Raw genomic sequence first — 20321 nt, forward strand, 5'->3', positions numbered from 1 at the left:
AACATGCTTCACGGTGACATTTCCAGCAGCAACGATACCGTCGGCGTCGCCGTGGTGAACTACAAGATGCCCCGCCTGCACACCAAGGCCGAGGTGCTCGATAACGCCCGCAAGATCGCCGACATGGTGGTGGGCATGAAGACCGGCCTGCCCGGCATGGACCTCGTGATCTTCCCGGAATATTCCACGCAAGGCATCATGTACGACTCCAAGGAGATGTACGAGACGGCGTGCGCGGTGCCGGGTGAAGAGACAGCGATCTTCGCCGAGGCCTGCCGCAGGGCCAAGGTGTGGGGCGTGTTCTCGCTGACCGGCGAACGCCACGAGGAGCATCCGCACAAGGCGCCCTACAACACCCTGATCCTGATGAACGACAAGGGCGAGATCGTGCAGAAGTATCGCAAGATCATGCCCTGGGTGCCGATCGAGGGCTGGTATCCCGGCAATTGCACCTATGTCTCCGACGGCCCGAAGGGGATGAAGGTCAGCCTGATCATCTGCGACGACGGCAACTTTCCGGAGATCTGGCGTGATTGTGCCATGAAGGGCGCCGAGTTGATCGTGCGCTGCCAGGGCTACATGTATCCGGCCAAGGAGCAGCAGGTCCTTATTTCCAAGGCGATGGCGTGGGCCAACAACGTCTATGTCGCGGTCGCCAATGCCGCCGGTTTCGACGGCGTCTACTCCTATTTCGGCCACTCCGCGATCATCGGCTTCGACGGCCGTACGCTCGGCGAGTGCGGCGAGGAGGATTACGGCATCCAGTACGCCCAGCTGTCGAAACATCTGATCCGTGACGCGCGCCGCAACGGCCAGTCGCAGAACCATCTCTACAAGCTGGTCCACCGCGGCTACACCGGCATGATCAATTCCGGCGAAAGCCCGCGCGGCGTTGCGGCGTGCCCCTATGACTTCTACAAGAACTGGATCAAGGATCCCGAAGGCACGCGTGACATGGTCGAGGCGATGACCCGCTCGACCCCCGGCACGGACGAATGTCCGATCGACGGCATCCCGAATGGGTCGTCGCCGAGCAATTACTGAGCCCTTGCCGGCACCATGAGTTGGACGGTCACCCCTTGATGTGAACGGCCGTCCACAAATGCGGACGTTCTGATGCGTCCGTAGGTGCGCGGAATGGGAATGGCGCCCGGCAAAACCGTGGCGCGGTTACAACATGGACTGTTGAATCTGCCCGAGTTGGGGGGCAGTTGGGCGGATTCTCGATGCCCCGTAGTTCTACCGCCCATCCTCTTCGCCTAAGTTCCCCGCGGCGCCGCTGGGGAGCGCCGCGGGGTGGGGAACGAGCGTGGGGGCTTGGTTGCGATCGAGCGGGGGGAGTTGCCCGCGCCGGAGTGCTGCGGCAAAGCGCGCGGCATTCGGGGCCGGCCTCGTCGTGGCCGCGATCGCTATGGCGAGCCCGGTCGGGGCCCAGCAGGTTTTCAACGGATCACAGACCACGCCGAACGGCACCGTCAACGGCGGGGGCGGCGTCTGGGACAACACGACGACCAACTGGACCGACGTCTTTGGCGCGACCAGCACCGCCTATGATCCCGCGTCAGCCGGCACGCTGTTCGGAAGCAGCGCTCCCTCGACGCCGGCGACGGGCGGCACGGTGACGGTTACGCCGGGCGGCGTGCAGCTCACCAGCCTCGTGGGCTTCGACCTGACCGCCGACGGCTCGATCTATACCATTCAGGGCGGCGACCTCAGGCTGGCTGCGGGCGGCACCACGTTCGTCACCAACGATGTGACCGGCACCAGCGATCCCTCGGCCGCGATCGTTTCGCGCATCGTCGGCAGCGACGGCATCAATGTTCAGGGACCAGGTACCCTGGCGCTGCTCGGCGCGAACTCCTATACCGGCGGCACCTTCATCTGCAATTGCGGATCCCTGCAGCTCGGTGACGCGACCCACACCGCGAGCATGGTCGGCGCGGTCACCAACGAGGGCCTCTTCAGCATCGTCAATGCCGACACGTCGGGAATCACGTCGATCCTGAACGCCTTCTCCGGCACCACGATGTTTCTCAACGCAAGCTCCGCCAGCTCGATCGTGATCACCAACAACGGCCAGGTGTATTTCGGCGATCCGCTCGGGGGTGGAGCCGATACTGCGACGGCCGGTCGGGCCACCATCATCAATGACAGCGGTCTGATCGGCTTCTTCGGACGGACTAATGCAGGCGCCGCCAACATCACCAACCAGAATGGCGGCGGCACGATATTCATCGAGCAATCTTCGGCGGGCTCGGCGACGATCGTGAACAAGGATTTTGGCGGGACCGTGTTCGGGACGTTCGCCGGCTCCGACACGGCGACCGCCGGCAATGCAACCATCGTCAATGAAGCCGACGGTCTCACCAATTTCGGCGCGTTCACGACGGCCGGCAATGCCACGATTATCACCAAGGACGGCGGCAGGACCGAATTCTTCGACAACTCCACCGGCGGCAACGCACGCTTCATCACCACCGGGACCGGCGTCGTCGATTTCGGTGGAGGCGCCGGTCCGGCCGGCGATGGTCGCATCACCGCAGGATCGATCGAAGGCAGCGGCTTCTACTACATCGGCGGCGGCAATACCCTCGTCGTCGGCGGTAACAACCTCTCGACCGAGGTCAGCGGCGTCATCGGTGATACCTGCGGTTGCGGTCCCGCCGGCCCCGGCTCGCTGGAAAAGGTCGGCAACGGCACGTTGATCCTCTCGGGCGCGAATACCTACACCGGCACGACCACGGTGAACGGCGGCATCCTGCGGGTCGATGGTGACATCTCGCAGTCGAGCCTGACCACCGTGAATGCCGGTGGTGCGTTGTTCGGCGCCGGAATCGTTGGCAATACCCTCATCGCCAACGGCGGCATCTATGCGCCCGGCGACGGCGGCCCGGGCTCGAGCATGCAGGTTCAGGGCGATCTTACCCTTCAGTCCGGCTCGGTCTATGTGGTGCAGGTCGGTAGCGGATCCAGCACGAGCCACGCGCTCGTCACGGGCAATGTCGCGCTGGACGGCACTGTCGGCGTCGCGCTGTATCCGGGCGCCGCGGTGGTGAAGCACTATTCGATCATGAACTTCTTCGGCACCTCCGTCGGGAATTTTTCGGGCGTTGCCTCGCCGGGTGGCCTCATTGGCACGACGAGCGTCGGATCGAACGAGGTCTTCCTCGATTTCACGCTGAACTACGGCGCGAAATACGCGCTCAACGTCAACCAGCAGAACGTCGCGACGACCCTTCAGAACTTCTTCAACACCAACGGCTTCCTGCAGGCCGAACTCGCGGGCCTTGGTCCCGCGGGCCTGACGCAGGCCTCGGGTGAATCCGCAACGGGATCGCAGCAGACGACGTTCAATGCGATGAACCTGTTCATGAGCCTGTTGACCGACGTCTTCAGCTCTGGACGCAGCGGCACCCCTGGCGCCTCGCCATTTGCCGCGGACGCAAATGCGCGCGACAAGAGCGCGCGCGACGCCTTCGCCTCGATTTACCGCAAGGCACCAGGTGCAACGTTCGAGCAGCGCTGGGATGTGTGGACGGCCGGCTACGGCGGCTCGCAGACCACGGACGGCAATTCCGGCCTCGGCTCGAACAACACGAGCAGCAGTGTCTACGGCACTGCCGTGGGCCTCGATTACCGCTTCTCGCCGTCGACGATTGCGGGCTTTGCACTCGCAGGCGGCGGGACCGCCTTCAACGTCAACGGGCTCGGCTGGGGTCGCACCGACCTGTTCCAGGCCGGTGCCTTCGTGCGTCATACGGCCGGACCGGCCTACATCACAGCGGCGCTCGCCTATGGCTGGCAGGACGTCACGACCAACCGGGTCGTAACGGCTGCCGGTTATGACCAGCTGCGTGCGCAGTTCAACGCCAACGCGTTCTCGGGCCGCATCGAGGGCGGCTATCGCTATGCCATGCAGTGGGCCGGCCTCACGCCCTATGCCGCGCTCCAGGCCACCTTGTTCAGCCTTCCGAGCTATGCAGAGGCTGCCGTGGTCGGCAGCAACGTCTTCGCTCTCAACTATGCCGCCAAGGACGTCACCAGCACGCGCACCGAACTCGGCCTGCGCGCGGACAGATCGTTTGCCGCGGCCGGTGGCCTGGTGACCCTGCGCGGCCGCCTCGCCTGGGCGCATGATTACAATCCGGATCGCACCGTCGGCGCGGTGTTCCAGACCCTGCCAGGATCGGCTTTCGTCGTGAACGGTGCCGCCCAGGCGCGCGATTCGGCTCTGACCACGGCATCAGCGCAGATGAACTGGATGAACGGCTGGTCTGCGTCGGCGACCTTCGAGGGAGAGTTCTCGAACCTCACCCGCTCCTACGCCGGCAAGGGCGTCGTGCGCTACGCGTGGTGAGGCATCGTCGCCTCCCTTGGGGAGGATAGGGGAGGCGTCACTGCTTCTTCTGCGGCGGCTTGCGCGGCGGGCGCGGGGCGGCAGTGGGGGGCGGCGTCCCGCTCATCTTGTTGGCGGCTTCGCTGACGTCGAGCAGCGAGCGACGGATGTCCTCGAGGTAGCCGGCCGATTTTTTTCTCATGATGTCGGCGAGCTCGTGCAGCCCCTGTATCTTTTCGAACAGCTCGTCGGCCTTGCCGTCGACGAAGCCGGGCACCACGCCCTCGATCTTCGTGACCGCCTTGTCGAAGCCCGCGAAGGCGGTGTCGACCTTGGCCATGACGGAGTCGATTTCGCCACCCTTGCTCCGGAGGTCGGCGGTGTAGTCCTCGAACGTGCGCAGGCCCTCCTTGATCGCGGGGGCGTTGCTGACGATGGTGCGGTCGACACTGTGCAGGGTGTCGACGATGGACTCGGCGTCGCTGAGATCGGCGGTCAGCACGGGGATGCCGTCCGAGTCCAGCGGCACCGGCGGCGCGGAGGGCGCGCCCCCGATCAGCGAGATCGCGGCGACGCCGGTGAGGCCCAGGAACTCGATGCCCGCCACGGTGTCCTTGCGGATCGGCGCGGTGTTGTCGAGCATCACCAGCGCCACGATCCTGCGCGGATTGTCCAGCTTGATCGACAGGATCTGGCCGGCGGGCACGCCGTCGAAATTGACCGGTCCGCCGCGGCGCAGGCCGCTGGCCGAGCCGCCTTCGAACACCACGCGCAACTGGCTGCGGCTCTGGATGGTGCGCCATTTCTGCACGCCGAGCAGGCCGCCGAACGCCACGGCAATCACCGCCAGCGTCGCCGTTCCGATCACCAGATTACTCGCGCGTGCCATCAGGCGATTCTACGGCCAAAGCGGGGAAGTTGGAAGAAGCCCCAATGGTACGTAGGGCGGGTTAGCGAAGCGTAACCCGCCGTTTTCGCCTCAGCAGTCGTGTAGATTGGCGGATTACGCTGGCGCTAATCCGCCCTACGGCCTCAATGCCCGGCAACCCGCCTGGCAGCAGCATTGTTCAGCACGATCAGGGCGTCGACCGCTACGCCCGTCCTGGTGTTGATCAGGAACGGGTTGATGTCGATCGAGGCGATCCGGTCGCCGGCATCCGCGATCAAATTGGACAGGCCGACCAGCGCCTTCACCGCGGAGGCCTCGTGCAGGGCCGGCTTGCCGCGATAGCCGCGCAGCTTGATCCCAGCCTTGGTGCGGCCGATCAGGAGCCGCGCCTCGGCCTCGTCCAGCGGCGCGCCGGCAAGCGCGACGTCTTTCATCAGCTCGATGTCGATGCCGCCGGTGCCGAACAGCACGACAGGTCCCATCTCGGCATCGAGCGAGGCGCCGACGACGAGCTCGAGCTCGGCCTTGACCTGCTGCGCGATCAGGATGCCGTCCAGCTTCGGCTTGCCCTTCAGCTTCGCGACCCGTGCGGTGATGTCGGCGAACGCCTTCTTCACCTCGGCCGCGCTGTTCAGGTTCAACACCACGCCGCCGATGTCGGATTTGTGCAGGATCTCGGCGCTGACGAGTTTTGCCACGACCGGAAAGCCGATCTGCTTGGCGATCTTCACCGCCTCGGCTGCGGTCTGTGCGATCGCCTCCTTCGAGATCGGAATGCCATAGGCCTTCAGGAGCTTCTTCGAGGCGACCTCGTCGAGCGCGGCGCCGCTCGCCGATTTCAGCGCCTTCTCCAGCACGGCGCGCGCGGCAGGTTTTGAGCTCGGGACGATATCGGGCACCTCCTTGCGCAGCCTGGCGTAGTCGAGCAGCGACTTGATCGCGGTCACCGCCCGGTCCATGCCCTGCATGACCGCGAGATGCGGCAGCGATTTGCGCAAGGTCTTGGTGAACTCGGTGAAGCCGATCGACATCGCGCTGATATAGATCACGGGCTTGCCGCCCTGGCGCGCCATGTCGTCGACGATACGCAAATTGCGCTCGCGAAGCTCGTGCGGGGCTTTCGGCAGCTCGGCATCGACGATGACGATGTCGATATCGGGGTCGTCGATCATCAGCTTGATCGACTTCATGTAGACGGAGGGATCGACCACCGCGGCAAAGCCGGCGTCGAGCGGGTTACCAACGATCGACCCCGGCCCGAGCATCTTTGCCAGCTCGGAGCCGACGTGCGGGCTGAGCGGCGCAAAGTTCAGGCCCTCGGCATAGAAGGCATCCAGCAGCATGCCGCGCTTGCCGCCGGACAGCGTGACCGCCGCGAGCCGGTCGCCTTTGGGCACGCCGCAATGAACGAAGCATTCGGTGGTCTCGATCAGTTCGTCGAGCCCGCCGACGCGGATGACGCCTTCGCGCGTTGCAATGGCGTCGAACGTCTCGATCGAGCCTGCAAGCGCACCCGTATGTGCCATCGCCGCGGCGCGGCCACCCTCGGACGAACCGAGCTTGAGTGCGATCACGGGTTTGCTGGCAGCGCGCGCTGCCTTGCAGGCCTCGCGGAACGCCTTGGTGTTGCGTACGCCTTCGAGGTAGACGACGATCACCTTGATGCTCGGATCCTCGGCGAAATAGCGCATCAGGTCCGGCGTCTCGAGCCCGGCCTCATTGCCTGATGTCACCATGTAGCCGACGCCGACACCTCGATCCTCCAGCGCTTGGCGGATCGCCATGACGATCGCGCCGGACTGTCCTGCGATCGCCACCGCGCCCTGTTCCAGGGTGACGATGCGGTCGTCGATGTTGGTGAAAAGCTTCTCGCCGGCGCTCAGATTGCCGAGGCAGTTCGGGCCGGTGACGGCAAGTCCCGTCTCGCGTATCGCCGCCTGCAATTCGGCGGCGAGCTTCTGGCTTTCCTCGTCCTGCAACTCGCTGAAGCCCGAGGTGACGATGGTGGCCGACCGTGCGCCGGCGGCCGCGGCATTGCGGATCACCTGGACGGCAAAGCGCGCCGGCACCAGCACCAGAACGTGATCCGGCTTTTCCGGGAGGCTCGCAAAATCCTTGTAGCAGGGGACGCCCCAGATGGTTTCCCGCTTGGCGTTGACCGGATAGAGGCCGCCCTCGTAACCGTACTTGATCAGGTTATTCCAGATGCGTTCGGCATAGTTGCCGGGCTTGTCGGTCGCGCCCACCAGCACGATGTTGTGCGGGTGCAGCATGGCGTGGATGCCCTTGACGATCTCTCCGGCATCGGGCGATGGAGACCATGGGCGCGGAGAAACCGATGCGGCGGGCACTTGAGCTTCCATGCGCTTCCCTCACTTCTTGTTCTTGTTGCAACGCGCGCCCGCGCGCCGGCTTCGGGGGCTGATCGTGGCCGCTCCATGCCGCGAGACGGAATGGGCAGGATCTGACGATAAGGCTAGCATCACGAGACTTTTGGCGAAAGTGCGAACGGTCCGGCAAGATGCTAGGAAACCGTGACCCTCATTCTCGCAAATGGTGATCATGCCGCTGCTGTCCATCGTGGTGCCGACCCTCGATCGTCCCGACACGCTTCGCCACGCGCTCGCGACCATGGCGTGCCAGCCTGCGGATGCAGATTGCGAGTTCATCGTTCAGAACAATGGCGGCAATCCCGAGATTGCGAAGATCGTCGCAGACCTCAGGGACGATCGCTTCAGGCATTTTGCCAGCGAGACCGTTCTGACCATGTCCGACAATTGGGAGGCGGCGCTCGGCCACGCCTCGGGCGAGTACGTTGCCTTCATCGGCGACGACGACGGGCTGATGCCCTATGCATGCGCCGCGGCATCGGAGATGCTCTCCGGCCGAAACATCGATCTCCTGAGCTGGAGCGCCTACACCTATCACTGGCCGAGCTACTACCATCCGGCCTTCCGCAACCGGCTGCTCGCCGAGATCGACCTGACCTCGTCCGCACAGCGAGTTTCGTCGCGCGACGAACTGAGGCGCATCTTCGGTTTCCAGGCGAACTATGCGCATCTGCCGATGATCTACAATTCGTTCGTCCGCCGCAGCGTCATCGATCGAATGCGTGCGATCGGCGGCCGCTATTTCATCGGTCTATCGCCCGATGTGGCATCCGGCATCGCCAACGCTGCGCTGACCGACAGTTTCATCCGGCTGTCGCGGCCGCTGAGCATGGCCGGATTCTCGCAGCACAGCACCGGTCACGCGCTGTTCTTCGAGACCACTGATCTGCTCGAGACGCCGCGAGGAGCGCGCGATTTCGGACCTATTGACGAGGATCCCCAACTTCCCGATCTCAACGCGCTCCAGCTCTTCATCGCCAAGGACATGCTTGTCCTCAAGCGTCTGCTGCTGGCGGATCACGACGAGGTGCGGCTCGACTTCAAGGCGCTGGCACAGGCGCTCGCGACCGACATCAACCATCGGCCGCCCCTGTATGATCGGACCGTGCAGACCATCGGCGAACTCGCGCGCACGCATGGGTTCGACGTCGCCGACATCATCATTCCTGCCCGCCTTGCGGACCGGCCGCCACCCGGCCGGGGTGTTAGCGTGACCGGACCGAACCGTGTGGCTTACGAGCTGGATGGTTCTGCGCTTGGGCTCAATTCGATTGCGGATGCAGTGCGCGTGATCGCGCAGTTCGTTCCGGATCAGGGGCCGTTCGATCCGGCCGCTCTGAAGGCTCCCGTGTCCTCGCCGATCCTCGGCGCAAAGCAGCTCGAATTCGCGCATGGCGGAGCGGGCGTCGCCGCGTTGATCGAGGGATGGAGCGAGCCGGAGCAATGGGGCACCTGGTCCATTGCCAGGAATTGCGTGCTCCGGTTCGAGGTCCATCCCATTCCGTCACGGCCGGTTGAGCTTGTGCTGGCGTGCCGGGCCTTCGTTTCCGAGAGGAATCCGCAATTGCAGGCGGCATGCCGCGTCGGCAATGGAGCGCCGCAGCAACTGACATTCTCGAGAGAGGCGTTCGCGGGCTTGCGCAGGTTGATGCTCGATCCCGCCGCGATTGCCGCCGACGGGACGCTGACCATCAGCCTGTCGCTATCCGATCCACGCTCGCCCGCGGATCTCGGACTGAGCCCCGACGCGCGACCTCTCGGCATCGGGCTCGAGCGGATCTGGCTCGATCACGATGTCCATGCGGCACGAGGTGGGTGATCGCCGCCCGCTCAGTATCCCAGCAGGCTCAGCTTGTGGGCGTAGTGAAAGATGACCTGCCTCGCAAGATAGGGGGCGATGGCGCGGCGAATCTGAATCTGTGTCGGATCGAAGCCGAGAGCGCGGCGCCGCAGGATGCCCATCTCCCGGACGCCGATCGCGTAGGTCGATGCCGTCTTCTGGGCATCATGGATTCGGAAGCAGGCGAGAAATCGCGGCAGGCGCACGAATTTGAATCCCGCGGCCTGCGCCCGCAGGATGAAGTCCCAATCCATCGCGTAGTGGAAGCTCTCGTCGATCGGACCGATCCTGTCCCATACGCGCCTGCGCCAGAACATCGTCTCCTGCGGGATATAGTCGGCATATTGCAGCGCGCGCCCGTCATGGGGCGGCAGCACGGCACGGCCCACCTCGAGTCCCTCGCGATCGACGAAGACGCGATGGCCATAGACGATGTCGACATGCGGATGCGACGTGAAGTAGTTGGCGACATAGGCCAGCGTCCCCGGCAGCAGCATGTCGTCGCTGTTGAGATAGGCCATGATCTCGCTGTCGACGCCGGCGAAGCCGAGATTGATGGCGTTCGATTGCCCGCTGTCAGGTTCGCTCTTCCAGCTGATGCTCTCGCCGCGGCCCTTCAGGAGATCAGCCGTGCCGTCGATCGAGGCGCCGTCCTGCACGTGGTAATACAGGTTCGGATAGTTCTGGCTCACGATGCTGTCGATCGTGGCTCCGAGATATTGCGCGTGGTTGTAGCTCGGCGTGACCATCGCGATCCGCGGTGCATTCTCATGGATCGAGGGTGCTGGCGGGAAAGCCCTCAGGTTGAGCAGGCGCGGTGGATATTGCTCGAAGGTCCACATCGGCGGACGCCGCCAGAGGCTCCGAAGCGAGGATCTTCTTTGCCCGGCGGCGATGAGATCCTGATTCCTTTCGAGCAGCGCGACGCGATTTTCGAGCTGCTCCAATCGCTGTTCGAGGCGCTGCCTGAACTCGTCGTCCATCTATCGAGCTTTCGCAAATTACAACGTCCAAAACAATGGAATCTTCTTACAGGTCTCTGGTCGACGGCGCCAGTTCACGGTCGCGTCAAACGCGATGGACCCGGCGTGTCCGGCGCGGTTTGAGAAGGCTCGATCGTTCCCGGATGGGTCGATTGCGAACCGCTATTCACGCGTTTCGATCAAGGTGGCATGCAGGACGTAGCGCTCCGGGCCGGACGTAACGGCGTCGAACGGCCAGCAGGTCGCGAGCACGAGTTCCACGCCCTGCGTCGAGGGGGCGATGCCCGACGCGTCGAAACGGACAACGGCCGAAGAATCCGCCCGATAGCGAAAATGCTTGCCGTCGCGGCGGGTGACCTCAATGACGTCTCCGACGGCAACATTTCGCAAGAAACGGAAATGGGTGTCACGATGCGCGGCGTATACGGCAACTCCCCGCTCGCCGGCATCAACCGTTTGGTGGATATGGCCCGGTCCGAAGGCGAGCGCCTGGCCGCTCGTACCTTCCAGCACGATCGCGCTGGCGCCTATGCGTTTCACCTCGATCCGCGCGACCGGCCAGGTATCGGCCCATGCCCATGGTTTGATCGCCTCGCCCGTCGCAAGGCTCTTGTCGAACGCGCGCTCCAGCAGCACCTGCGCCAGCCACGCTTTGGCATGGATGTAGGCGCCGTCGCCGAACAGGATGAGTCCGATCAGTGCCAGAACCAGGGGAGATAAGAGGCGGAGCATGACATCTACTCTCATCACTTCGCTCTTCACAATGACAGAGAAAAAGGCGCGCGCGGCCGTTGGTATGGGACGGGCAGCCGCGCGCGCTAACAGAGGAGCTCGGGGAGGCTCCTCTCTCAAGCGGCGTCGGTGAGCAAGAGCCGACGCCGGTTGAACACGAACAGGATCAGGGCGAGCACGATCAGGACCAGGCCTGCGATCATCTTCAGCTCGGCTGAAGTTGCTGTCTTGGGCAGACGGATCGCGTCAGGCCCTGCGGGTGTCGGACGCCGCGCGGCCGGTGAGGTGCGCGCATCGGCGTGGCGTTCACGCAAGTGTGCCGGGACCTGCGGCCGTTCGCCGAACACCTTCTCGAACTCCCAGCCGGCGGGCAGGTTGATCGGCAATTCGCTGAGCTTGAGCGGCGCGCCTTCGGGCCGACTTGGCGTCTTGTCGACGGCGACAAGGCTGGTCAGGCGCGTGACGATCTGATGGTCGAGCGCCAGCGCCAGGATCGCCTTGTCGGCCTCCTCGGGCGCGAGCTCCCGCATGGCGCGCGCCACTTCGGCATCACCGATCTTGCGCCTGGCCCAGAGTTTCGACAGGCCGTTGCCTTCGGCGGCATTTTGCAGCGGCAGGGTTACCGACCATGGACGGTCGCCGACGCGGCCCCTGATCTCGAGCGAGCCCGCGAGCTTGTCGAGCTTTGCCGCCAGCACCAGCGGCTCGTCGCGATAGACGTCGGGGATGATCGCCGGGGTGATGTCGGCGTTGGCCTCGGAGAATTTCGCGGTAAGGCCGGTTACGGCCGGGTTTTCCAGCTTGGCGAACAAGCCGCGCATGCGCTCCTCCACCTGCTCGACGGAACCGATATGGGTGAAGGCACCACGGCCGAGCTCGGCGGCGCGTGTCATGAGATAGGTGTTGGGCGCCGACCCGATGCCGACCATGAAGACGCGCGAGCGGCCGCGCATCGCCGTGATCGTTTCGAACAATTGCTGTTCGTTGCCGATTGCGCCGTCGGTCAGGAAGACGACCTGGCGAACCATGCCGGTGTCGCCGAGCTTGTCGGCCAGCGCGGCGCGCATTGCCGGCACCATCTGGGTGCCGCCGCGCGCCTGCAGCGCGCTCACGAACGAGGTGGCATCACCGACATGGGCCGCGTCTGCCGGCACGGAGGCGGGAAACAGCATGTCCATGGTATCGTCAAAGCGAATGACGTTGAAGCGGTCGGTCGGCTGGAGCCGCGACAGAGCGTAGGCGAGGCTCGCCTTGGCCTGGACGATCGACGTGCCGCCCATCGAACCCGAATTGTCGATCACGAACACGACCTCACGCGGCAATGGCTTTTGTGTCGTCTGTTCTGCGCTGGGCGGAGTGACGAAGGCGAGCAGGTAGTCGGCGTCGCCGACATGTTCGCGGAACAGGCCGACCGACGGCGCCTTCTCGGCGGCGGGCTTCCAGGTCAGCTCGAAGTCGCGGTCGGCGGGGACCGCACCGTCGGCGAGCGTAATGACGCGATCCGTGTTGTCCGGATTTTCGACCTTGACCTTATGGTGGTGGCTCTTGACCTCGCCGAGCGCGAAGCCGGCCTTCAGGCGCACCGTGATGCTGGTCGGATTGACCGGTGCATTCCTGGCGGGATCCAGCACAGGCGGCGAGATGCGGTCACGGTCCGGGACCGGGTCCGAGGTCGTCGCGCCCCAGCCCGATCCGTCCTTGCGGAAGTCGACGCTCTGGATGATCGGCGCCGTATTGTAGCGCGGTCCGACCACCAGCGGCAGGCGCAGCGAATATTCGTTGCCGGATTGATGCACGGGTTCCTGATATTCGATCTGCACCAGCACGGTCTCGCCGGGGCCGATATTGGCAACCGAATTGGTGAAGATGTTCGGCCGCTCCTGCTCGGTGAGCGCAGCTCTCTGACCGGTGCGGCGCGCCTCTTCGTAGATCACGCGGGCCTGCTGCCGCTCCTTGATGTCTCCGACGATGACGCGGTCGCCGACCACCATCTTCAGCGTATCGACGGCGCCGCTGGTCGCGAGCGGATAGACATAGGTTGCTTCGACCCAGTCCTTGGTCGGATTGCGGAAGATTTGGGTGACGCGCGCGCGCAGCGTCGGGCCCGAGACGGTGATGTCGATGTCGGTGCCGAGGCGGATCGCTTCGGTGGTGGCGCCATCCTCCTTCAGGAGGAGGGAGCCGGACTTGGCGTCGCCGGGCTGGAGCAGGCTGGCCTGCTCTGTCGTGGCCGACCAACTGGTCCCGAAGCTGACGAGCAGGGCTATGAAGGCCATCAGCATCACCGCGATGCCCTGCGCGAGAAGAAACAATCCGAGCTTGATCAGCCCCTTCAACATGGGGTGCTCGTCGTTGTCGGCTGTGTCGTAGGTGTCCATTGGCCTGCTCCCGAAAGGACGTTTGCTGGCTCTGAGCATTCGCTGGGAGGGGCCGATTTCGCGAGCAGAATGATCGGTCATGTTCCGCCGCGGCCGGCCCGGGCAGGCCGCCGTGGGGCGCCCATGTGCGGTTTTGTGCTGGTTTGTCCGCCCTGCTAGAATGGCCGTGCTGGAGCAGGGTTAGCGATGCAGATTCAGGACAAATCCGCCGACAAGCAGCTTTCGGACGAGCAGAGCCGCGAGATCGCCGAGACCATTCGCGAGGAGCTCGCCAGACGCCGGATCTCCCGGCAGACGCTGGCCGAGCAGGCCAAGCTCAGCCTGTCGACGCTGGAGAAGGTGCTCGGCGGCCGACGGCCGTTTACGCTGGCGACGACGGTTCGGCTGGAGCAGGCGCTGGGCGTCTCCTTGCGGAAGAGTCCCGTCGTGGCGGCGCCTCAGGCCGCCAACGATGTCGCTCCCGACAGTCTTGGCTCCTATGCGCATCGCGCCGTGACCTGGCTCGAGGACGTCTACATCACGCTGCGGCCGTCGTTCGGCGACAAGGACGCGATCTTCGCGTACCGCACCGAGATCGTCTGGGAGCCGAAGGTGTCTTCGCTGGTCTTTCGGGAGGGCGATCGCACCGATACCGCCTACGAGCATACCGGCGAGGTCGCCGTCCCGCATCAGTCAGGCTTCATCTACCTCGTCATCATCAAGCACGGCCAGCATCGCGTGATCACGGTGTCGCGGCCGACGGTCGCCGGCGAGATGTACGGCATCATCTCGACGCTCCGCGCCGGGCCTGGTTCACAGCTCACGCCGATCGCAGCGCCGATCGCGTACGTACCGCTCCGGAACGTCCCGAAGCCGTCGCTGGGGAGGGTCGGGCCCGGCGACGCCAACCATGCGTTGTACGGAAAGCATCTGCGCCGCACGGTGGAAGAATCCTTCGCACTGTTTCTGTCGGTATAGTCCGCAAGAAAGAATCCGGAATGGCGTTGCCTGCGTCTATAAGGGGGTATGCAGAACGCGCGCGCCCCATGCCTCGGCGAATCTCCGCTGTTCTCCATCATCATCCCGCTCGAATATCATCGCGGGCAATGGGAGCAGTCCTGGCTCGGCTGGACATCGCAGACCGCGGACAAGTCGCTTTACGAAATCATCCTGGTCGTGCCACCGGATTTCAAGACGCGCGAGGCGTTGAAAGCGCTGGCCGGCGACGAGGCTCGCCTCGAGTTCACTGATTCCGAACACGATATCGGGCTGTGCGCATTCGGCGCAACCAAAGCCCGCGGCAGCTATCTGTTCTTCACCGAATCGCACTGCTGGCCCGCGCCCGATGTGATCGAGCTGTGCATCCGCGCCATCGAGGCTCATCCCGAGTGGGCCGGCTTTTCCTGCCATTCGGTTCCGATCTGCCACAATCGATTGTCCGTGGCGGAGGCTGCGATGTATCAGGCCGACATCGAGTTCGGCATGAAGCGGCATCCCTGGCGCAAAGTGCTTGATCAGTGCTTCGTGACGCGGCGCGACGTCTATTGGGAATGCGGCGGCCTGCGTGAGGAGCTCGGCCATTTCGCCGAATGGGTGCTGGCTGCGGCATATCACGCGAGAGGCCATACCATTGGTTATCTGCAAGAGGCGCGCTTCCATCACTATTACATAGGCAAGATCGGCGAGCTGAAGACGTTCACGCTCGATTTCGTTCGGGGCGAGATCCGCTATCTCGGCGAGGCGCACCGTGATCCCGGTAGCGAGTTGCTGGAAGTGCCCACCGAGTGGAGCAAGCGCGACGATTTCGACACCGCGCTTGCGCGGAGTGCCTCGGCGCACGGATGCGATCCGCTCGAGTGAACGGCGAAAGCGTGCAGGCGCTCGGGCGCTGGGGCGTGATCGCGTTGGTCGGCGGCCGCTCTGCGCGCAGTTCAGCGCGCCTCTCCGCAGTCTATGCCCGCTGTGTGCTGACCATGCTCACCATGGGCGGCTCTCCCGACAGCATCGCGCGTTGGCTGAAGCGCTATATCGCCTCACTGATTCACTTTCAGCGCCTCGATTGCATTCAGGGCGGCAGCGAGCCCGCTGGCACGAAGCTGTCACGTCTCGGGGATGAGGTGATGGCGCAAGCCGGCTTCCACGCGTGCGAGGTCTGGCAGGGCCACAGCTTTCGCTGGAGTGAGCCGGAAGCTGCCTTGCGGATCAAGGTGTCGCCCGGACGCAGCATCATCCGCATCGTATCGCCCGAGATTCGCGAGCCTTTGGATCGAATCGGGGTAAGATTTTATCTCGACGGCGTACGAGTCGCCGATGCAGCGATCGCGATCGACGCCGGCGCCTTCGTCCTGCAACTCGATCAGCCGTCATCGGGCACGGCGATACTGGCATGGACATGTCCGCGCTTTGCGGCCGCCGGCGATGATCGCCGGCTGGGTCTGCCGGTGGCGGAGATCCGCATGGCGGCGAGCGAAGGCGCGAGCTGCGCGCCATCGCTCACGGCCATCATGTGCAACTAGCCGCCCGTTTCGGCGCTGATGATATCGCCGAACAGCTCCCACTGGCCGGCCTTGAAGCGGATCATCTTGAGCTGCTCGATCGGCGCGAAATCGTTGGCTCCGGTGTTGATCTTGATGCCGGGGATCAGCGTATCGGGCGTAAAGTCCTTCAGGCTGGCGGCCTGCTTCATCACGTTCTCTCGCGTCAGATTGTCTCCGCACTGCTTCAGCGTCTGCGCCAGGGTCTGCGCTGCGGCATAGCCGTAGACGAGGTTGGTGTCGGAGACGTTGGCGCCCGGCATGTATTTGTCGATGAAGGCGAGAAACTTCTTCATGCCTTCGTCGTCCTTCCATTGCGGATCCGACGCGTCCTTCAGATAGGTCGCCGACAGCACGCCTTCCGACGCGTCGAGGCCCGCGGGTTTCATCACGGCGCCGATCGAGATCGAGACGTCGGTCATCACATGCATCGGCTTCCATTCGAGTTCGGCGATCTTCTTGATCGCCTGTGCCGCGAATTTCGGCGTCGAGATGTTGACGAAGACGTTGGCGCCGGTTCCCTTCAGCTTGACGATGTGGGAATCGATCGACGGCTCGGTGGTCTCGTAGCTCTCCTCCGCGACGACCAGCGAGGAGGCCTTGTCGCCGAAGATCTCCTTGATGCCGGCGACGTAGTCCTTGCCGAAATCGTCATTGGCATAGAAGATCGCAACCTTGGCATCTGGCTTGGCCTGCAGGATGTATTTGGCGAAGATCCGCGCCTCGACCCGGTAGCTGGGCTGGAAGCCCATGGTCCAGGGAAAATTCTTCGGGTCGTTCCACTTGCTGGCGCCGGTGGCGAGGAACAGCTGCGGCACCTTCTTGGCATTGTGATATTTCTGCACGGCGGTCTGGGTCGGGGTGCCCAGCGCGTTGAAGATCAGGAATACTTCGTCGCTCTCGATCAGCTTGCGGACCTGCTCCACGGTCTTGGGCGGCGAATAGCCGTCATCGTAGGAGATCCAGTTGATCTTGCGGCCGTTGATGCCGCCCTGGTCGTTGACCATCTTGAAATAGGCTTCCTCGGTCTTGCCGATGATGCCGTAGGCGGAGGCCGGACCGGAATAGGCCTCGACGTTGCCGATCTTGATCTCGGTGTCGCTGGCGCCGGTGTCGTATTTCTTCTGCGCGAAAGCGCCCTGGGTGGAGAGTAGCGTCAGGGCAGTTGCCGCGGCGAGCAGGACGAGTTTCTTGTTCTTCATGGAAATTCCTTGGGGTTTCTTGTTGGGTCGAGCAGGCACTTCAAAAAAGAAAAAGCGCCCGCGAGGGGCGCTTGGGTCAGGCGTTGGCGACTTTCTTGTCGACTTCGGAGGCCACCGAGAACTCCTTGCGCAAGGTCGGCTTGTGGATCTTGCCCGTGGCGTTGCGCGGCAGCGCGTCGACGAAGCTGATCTGGCGCGGACATTTGAAGCGCGCCAGATTGGCCGCGCAATGCGCAAGGACATCGACCTCGGTCAGCTTTTGGCCCGGCTTGACCGCGACGATAGCAAGGCCCACTTCGCCCCATTGCGGATCGGAAATGCCGATCACGGCAGCTTCGGCAACGGCCGCGAGCTGATGCAGGACGTTCTCGACCTCGGCCGGATAGACGTTCTCGCCGCCGGAGATGTACATGTCCTTCCAGCGGTCGACGATGTAGTAGAAGCCCTCCTCGTCGACGCGCGTCGCGTCACCGGTGTGCAGCCAGCCGTCGGTGAAGGAGGTCTTGTTCGCCTCCGGCCTGTTCCAGTAGCCCGGCGTGATGTTCGGCCCCTTGACCCAGAGCTCACCGAGCTCGCCGACGTCGGCGTCGCTGCCGTCAGGGCGCACGATGCGCACTTCGGTGTGCAGCACGGGCTTGCCGGCGGAGCCGGCCTTGCGCGCGGCATCCTCGCGGTCGAGCACCAGCACGGCCGGCGAGGTCTCGGTCATGCCGTAGCCCTGCTGGAGCGCGACGCCGCGCGCCTCCCACACTTTCAACAGCGGTACCGGCATCGGCGCGCCGCCGACGCCGCCGACGATCAGCCGGCCGAGATCGGTCGTCGCGAAGGCGGGGTGCTGCGCCATGAACTGGTAGATTGCGGGCACGCCGAAGAACACGTTGATGCCCTGTGCGGGATCGTTGATCAGGCCGAGCGCGGTGCCGGGATCGAACGCGCGCATGATCATCACGGTGCCACCGGCATGCAGCACCGGATTGGTGTAGCAATTCAGCCCGCCGGTGTGGAACAGCGGCAGCACGGTGAGCAGCACCGAGGATGGCCCGATGCAGGCGGGGCCGCCGAGATTGACGCAATTCCAGAAGGTCATGCCATGGGTGATGGTCGCGCCCTTCGGATGTCCCGTCGTGCCCGACGTGTACATGATGGTCGAGACGTCATCGAGCGTGACCTGCTCGATCGCCTCGAGCGGCTTTGCGCCGGCGATGCCGGCCTCATAGGCTCCGCCGGGCCCGAGCAGCAGGCTGGTCGCAATGCCGCACAGCTTTGCGACGCTGAGCGCGGTCTCGGTGAGATCGGCGTCGTGGATCATCACCTTCGGTGCGCAGTCGCCGGTGATGAACTGAAGCTCGGGAACGGTGAGGCGGGTGTTCAGCGGCACGAAGATCGCGCCGAGGCGGCCGCAGGCGAACTGCACCTCCAGCGTATCGGTCGTGTTCAGGGCCAGCACCGCGACGCGGTCGCCGCGTGAGACGTTCAGCGTATGGCGCAGGAATGAGGCGAGGCGCGAGACGCGGGCATCCAGCTGTGCATAGGTGAAGCGGCGCTCGCTCGCAAGATCGACCAGCGCGACCTTGTCAGACGTGCGGCGGCCATGGTGAACGATCCAGTCGTAGTAACGAACGGCCAAGAATTCCTCCCTCGGCGGCCTTTGCCGCCAGCATCCCTATTGCCGTGCACCATGCCCGGCGTGGCCCTGGGGCCAGCCGGAGTTGGTGCATCGACGTCTTTTTTTGATTTGGAGTTGGCGCGCGAGGGGTCAAAATCGTCTTGCGTTGAGTTGCTAGGCCATGGCCTGCGCCGCAGTGGTTCTTTGGTCAGCCACTCTGCGCAAGTGAGCAGCCGATGTTCCGGCCATGGTGAACGAGACGAATCCGTCCGCGAGGCGAGACTGCGATGAAGAGCCCGTTCTATACCGCCGAGCACGATGCCTTCCGCGAAATGATGCGCCGCTTCGTCGAGAAGGAGATCTCCCCGTTCGCCCATGAGTGGGACGAGGCTGGCGAATTCCCGCGCGCGCTCTATCGCAAGGCGGCCGAGATCGGCCTGTTGGGGCTGGGATTCCCCGAGGAATATGGCGGGATTGCTGCCGACCAGTTCATGAAGATCGTGGCCAGTCAGGAGCTGGCGCGCGCGGGCGCCGGCGGCGTCAGCGCCAGCCTGATGAGTCACACCATCGGCTCGCCACCGATTGCGCGGGCGGCACGGCCGGAGGTAAAGGCACGCGTGCTGCCGCAGGTGCTGTCAGGCGACAAGATCTCCGCGCTCGCGATCACCGAGCCGGGCGGCGGCTCCGATGTCGCGAACCTCGCCACAAGGGCGCGGCGCGACGGCGATCACTACGTCGTGAGCGGTGAGAAGACCTTCATCACCTCGGGGATGCGCGCCGACTATCTGACCGTTGCGGTGCGCACGGGCGGCGAAGGTGCCGGCGGCGTCAGCCTGCTTCTGATCGAGGGCGATACGCCCGGCCTGTCGCGCACGAAGCTGAAGAAGATGGGCTGGTGGGCCTCCGATACCGCGACGCTGCATTTCGACCAATGCCGCGTCCCGGCCGAAAACCTGATCGGCGAGGAAGGCCAGGGCTTTAAGATCATCATGCAGAATTTCAACAGCGAGCGCATGGGCATGGCGGCCGGCTGCACCGCCTTCGCGCGGGTTTGCCTGGACGAGGCGATCGCCTACGCCAAGGAGCGCAAGACGTTTGGCAAGCCGCTGGCGCAGCACCAGGTCATCAGGCACAAGATCGTCGACATGGCGCAGAAGGTGGCGGCGTCACAGGCGATGCTGGAGATGCTGGCCTGGCGGCTCGAGCAGGGCGAGAGCCCGGTCGCCGAAATCTGCATGATGAAGAACCAGGCGACGCAGACCATGGCCTTCTGCGCCTCGGAAGCCGTACAGATCTTCGGCGGCGCCGGCTTCATGCGCGGCATCAAGGCCGAGCGCATCTACCGCGAGGTCAAGGTCAACGCCATCGGCGGCGGGACCGAGGAGATCATGAAGGATCTGGCATCGCGGCAGATGGGGTTGTGATCACCACCGTGGGGCGACGCCAAGCGCC

The 20321-nt window shown here is 64.3% G+C and carries 15 protein-coding genes; 8 read left to right on the top strand and 7 right to left on the bottom strand.

Features of this window, described 5'->3' with window-relative positions; all coding sequences use genetic code 11:
* Window positions 1–3 precede the first annotated feature (3 nt).
* Together GGD67_RS12135 and GGD67_RS12140 are read left to right on the top strand one after the other, a co-directional pair.
* Entirely contained in the window at window positions 4–1044 is a 1041-nt protein-coding gene (locus tag GGD67_RS12135; RefSeq protein WP_018316780.1) for an aliphatic amidase, read from the top strand.
* Window positions 1045–1396: 352 nt separating this feature from the next.
* Window positions 1397–4357 (top strand): autotransporter domain-containing protein, encoded by a 2961-nt coding sequence (locus tag GGD67_RS12140; protein ID WP_179732960.1) that lies wholly within the window; start codon window positions 1397–1399, stop codon window positions 4355–4357.
* 37 nt (window positions 4358–4394) lie between these two features.
* On the opposite strand, the gene GGD67_RS12145 is transcribed toward GGD67_RS12140, so the two are convergent.
* Window positions 4395–5225, bottom strand: coding sequence for an MlaD family protein (locus GGD67_RS12145; protein ID WP_179732967.1), 831 nt, complete (start codon window positions 5223–5225; stop codon window positions 4395–4397).
* Window positions 5226–5368: 143 nt separating this feature from the next.
* The gene (locus GGD67_RS12150; protein ID WP_179732969.1) at window positions 5369–7588 is read right to left on the bottom strand and encodes an acetate--CoA ligase family protein; all 2220 of its coding nucleotides are present in this window, start codon (window positions 7586–7588) and stop codon (window positions 5369–5371) included.
* 199 nt (window positions 7589–7787) lie between these two features.
* Here GGD67_RS12150 and GGD67_RS12155 point away from each other — a divergent pair, with 199 nt between their 5' ends.
* Window positions 7788–9434 carry a glycosyltransferase gene (locus GGD67_RS12155; protein ID WP_246784271.1) on the top strand — a complete coding sequence of 549 codons (1647 nt, stop codon included), beginning with the start codon at window positions 7788–7790 and terminating at the stop codon, window positions 9432–9434.
* Between the two features lie 11 nt (window positions 9435–9445).
* Here the strand turns inward: GGD67_RS12155 and GGD67_RS12160 are convergent, their stop codons facing one another.
* On the bottom strand, window positions 9446–10438 hold the full coding sequence (locus GGD67_RS12160; RefSeq protein ID WP_018316785.1) for a glycosyltransferase: 993 nt from the start codon (window positions 10436–10438) through the stop codon (window positions 9446–9448).
* Between GGD67_RS12160 and GGD67_RS12165 the strand changes: the two genes are divergently transcribed.
* The gene (locus tag GGD67_RS12165) at window positions 10337–10561 is read left to right on the top strand and encodes a hypothetical protein (RefSeq protein WP_179732273.1); all 225 of its coding nucleotides are present in this window, start codon (window positions 10337–10339) and stop codon (window positions 10559–10561) included. The genes GGD67_RS12160 and GGD67_RS12165 overlap by 102 nt on opposite strands.
* Window positions 10562–10600: 39 nt before the next feature.
* Here the strand turns inward: GGD67_RS12165 and GGD67_RS12170 are convergent, their stop codons facing one another.
* Both GGD67_RS12170 and GGD67_RS12175 read right to left on the bottom strand, forming a co-directional pair.
* Window positions 10601–11170 carry a class GN sortase gene (locus tag GGD67_RS12170; protein WP_179732973.1) on the bottom strand — a complete coding sequence of 190 codons (570 nt, stop codon included), beginning with the start codon at window positions 11168–11170 and terminating at the stop codon, window positions 10601–10603.
* Window positions 11171–11286: 116 nt separating this feature from the next.
* A complete protein-coding gene (locus tag GGD67_RS12175) occupies window positions 11287–13548 on the bottom strand; it encodes a marine proteobacterial sortase target protein (protein ID WP_179732975.1) in 2262 nt (753 codons plus the stop codon).
* A gap of 186 nt (window positions 13549–13734) precedes the next feature.
* On the opposite strand from GGD67_RS12175, the gene GGD67_RS12180 reads away from it, so the two are divergent.
* From GGD67_RS12180 to GGD67_RS39900, 3 genes are read left to right on the top strand one after another with little or no spacing between them, the layout of a single operon-like run.
* Entirely contained in the window at window positions 13735–14505 is a 771-nt protein-coding gene (locus GGD67_RS12180) for a helix-turn-helix transcriptional regulator (protein WP_179732977.1), read from the top strand.
* Window positions 14506–14553: 48 nt separating this feature from the next.
* Window positions 14554–15387 (top strand): hypothetical protein, encoded by an 834-nt coding sequence (locus GGD67_RS39895; protein WP_312013674.1) that lies wholly within the window; start codon window positions 14554–14556, stop codon window positions 15385–15387.
* The gene (locus GGD67_RS39900; protein ID WP_312013675.1) at window positions 15384–16043 is read left to right on the top strand and encodes a hypothetical protein; all 660 of its coding nucleotides are present in this window, start codon (window positions 15384–15386) and stop codon (window positions 16041–16043) included. The genes GGD67_RS39895 and GGD67_RS39900 overlap by 4 nt, the downstream gene beginning before the upstream one ends.
* Here the strand turns inward: GGD67_RS39900 and GGD67_RS12190 are convergent.
* A complete protein-coding gene (locus tag GGD67_RS12190) occupies window positions 16040–17263 on the bottom strand; it encodes an ABC transporter substrate-binding protein (RefSeq protein ID WP_092251617.1) in 1224 nt (407 codons plus the stop codon). The two genes, GGD67_RS39900 and GGD67_RS12190, sit on opposite strands and share 4 nt — an antisense overlap.
* Window positions 17264–17339: 76 nt before the next feature.
* Window positions 17340–18890, bottom strand: coding sequence for a long-chain fatty acid--CoA ligase (locus GGD67_RS12195; RefSeq protein ID WP_179732979.1), 1551 nt, complete (start codon window positions 18888–18890; stop codon window positions 17340–17342).
* A 266-nt stretch (window positions 18891–19156) separates the two neighbouring features.
* Between GGD67_RS12195 and GGD67_RS12200 the strand changes: the two genes are divergently transcribed.
* Window positions 19157–20293, top strand: a complete 1137-nt coding sequence (locus GGD67_RS12200; RefSeq protein ID WP_179732981.1) for an acyl-CoA dehydrogenase family protein — start codon at window positions 19157–19159, stop codon at window positions 20291–20293.
* The last annotated feature ends 28 nt before the right edge of the window (window positions 20294–20321 follow it).

Origin of the sequence: Bradyrhizobium sp. IAR9 (assembly GCF_013408065.1) — a bacterium.
In the GTDB taxonomy this organism is placed as follows: Bacteria; Pseudomonadota; Alphaproteobacteria; order Rhizobiales; family Xanthobacteraceae; genus Bradyrhizobium.

Bases quoted from the DNA above. Each gene is read 5' to 3' on its own strand.
- GGD67_RS12150 (WP_179732969.1), bottom strand. From the start codon at position 7,588: ATGGAAGCTCAAGTGCCCGCCGCATCGGTTTCTCCGCGCCCATGGTCT.
- GGD67_RS12200 (WP_179732981.1), top strand. From the start codon at position 19,157: ATGAAGAGCCCGTTCTATACCGCCGAGCACGATGCCTTCCGCGAAATG.
- GGD67_RS12190 (WP_092251617.1), bottom strand. From the start codon at position 17,263: ATGAAGAACAAGAAACTCGTCCTGCTCGCCGCGGCAACTGCCCTGACG.
- GGD67_RS12135 (WP_018316780.1), top strand. From the start codon at position 4: ATGCTTCACGGTGACATTTCCAGCAGCAACGATACCGTCGGCGTCGCC.
- GGD67_RS12170 (WP_179732973.1), bottom strand. From the start codon at position 11,170: ATGCTCCGCCTCTTATCTCCCCTGGTTCTGGCACTGATCGGACTCATC.
- GGD67_RS12145 (WP_179732967.1), bottom strand. From the start codon at position 5,225: ATGGCACGCGCGAGTAATCTGGTGATCGGAACGGCGACGCTGGCGGTG.
- GGD67_RS12175 (WP_179732975.1), bottom strand. From the start codon at position 13,548: ATGGACACCTACGACACAGCCGACAACGACGAGCACCCCATGTTGAAG.
- GGD67_RS12180 (WP_179732977.1), top strand. From the start codon at position 13,735: ATGCAGATTCAGGACAAATCCGCCGACAAGCAGCTTTCGGACGAGCAG.
- GGD67_RS12155 (WP_246784271.1), top strand. From the start codon at position 7,788: ATGCCGCTGCTGTCCATCGTGGTGCCGACCCTCGATCGTCCCGACACG.
- GGD67_RS39895 (WP_312013674.1), top strand. From the start codon at position 14,554: ATGCAGAACGCGCGCGCCCCATGCCTCGGCGAATCTCCGCTGTTCTCC.
- GGD67_RS12160 (WP_018316785.1), bottom strand. From the start codon at position 10,438: ATGGACGACGAGTTCAGGCAGCGCCTCGAACAGCGATTGGAGCAGCTC.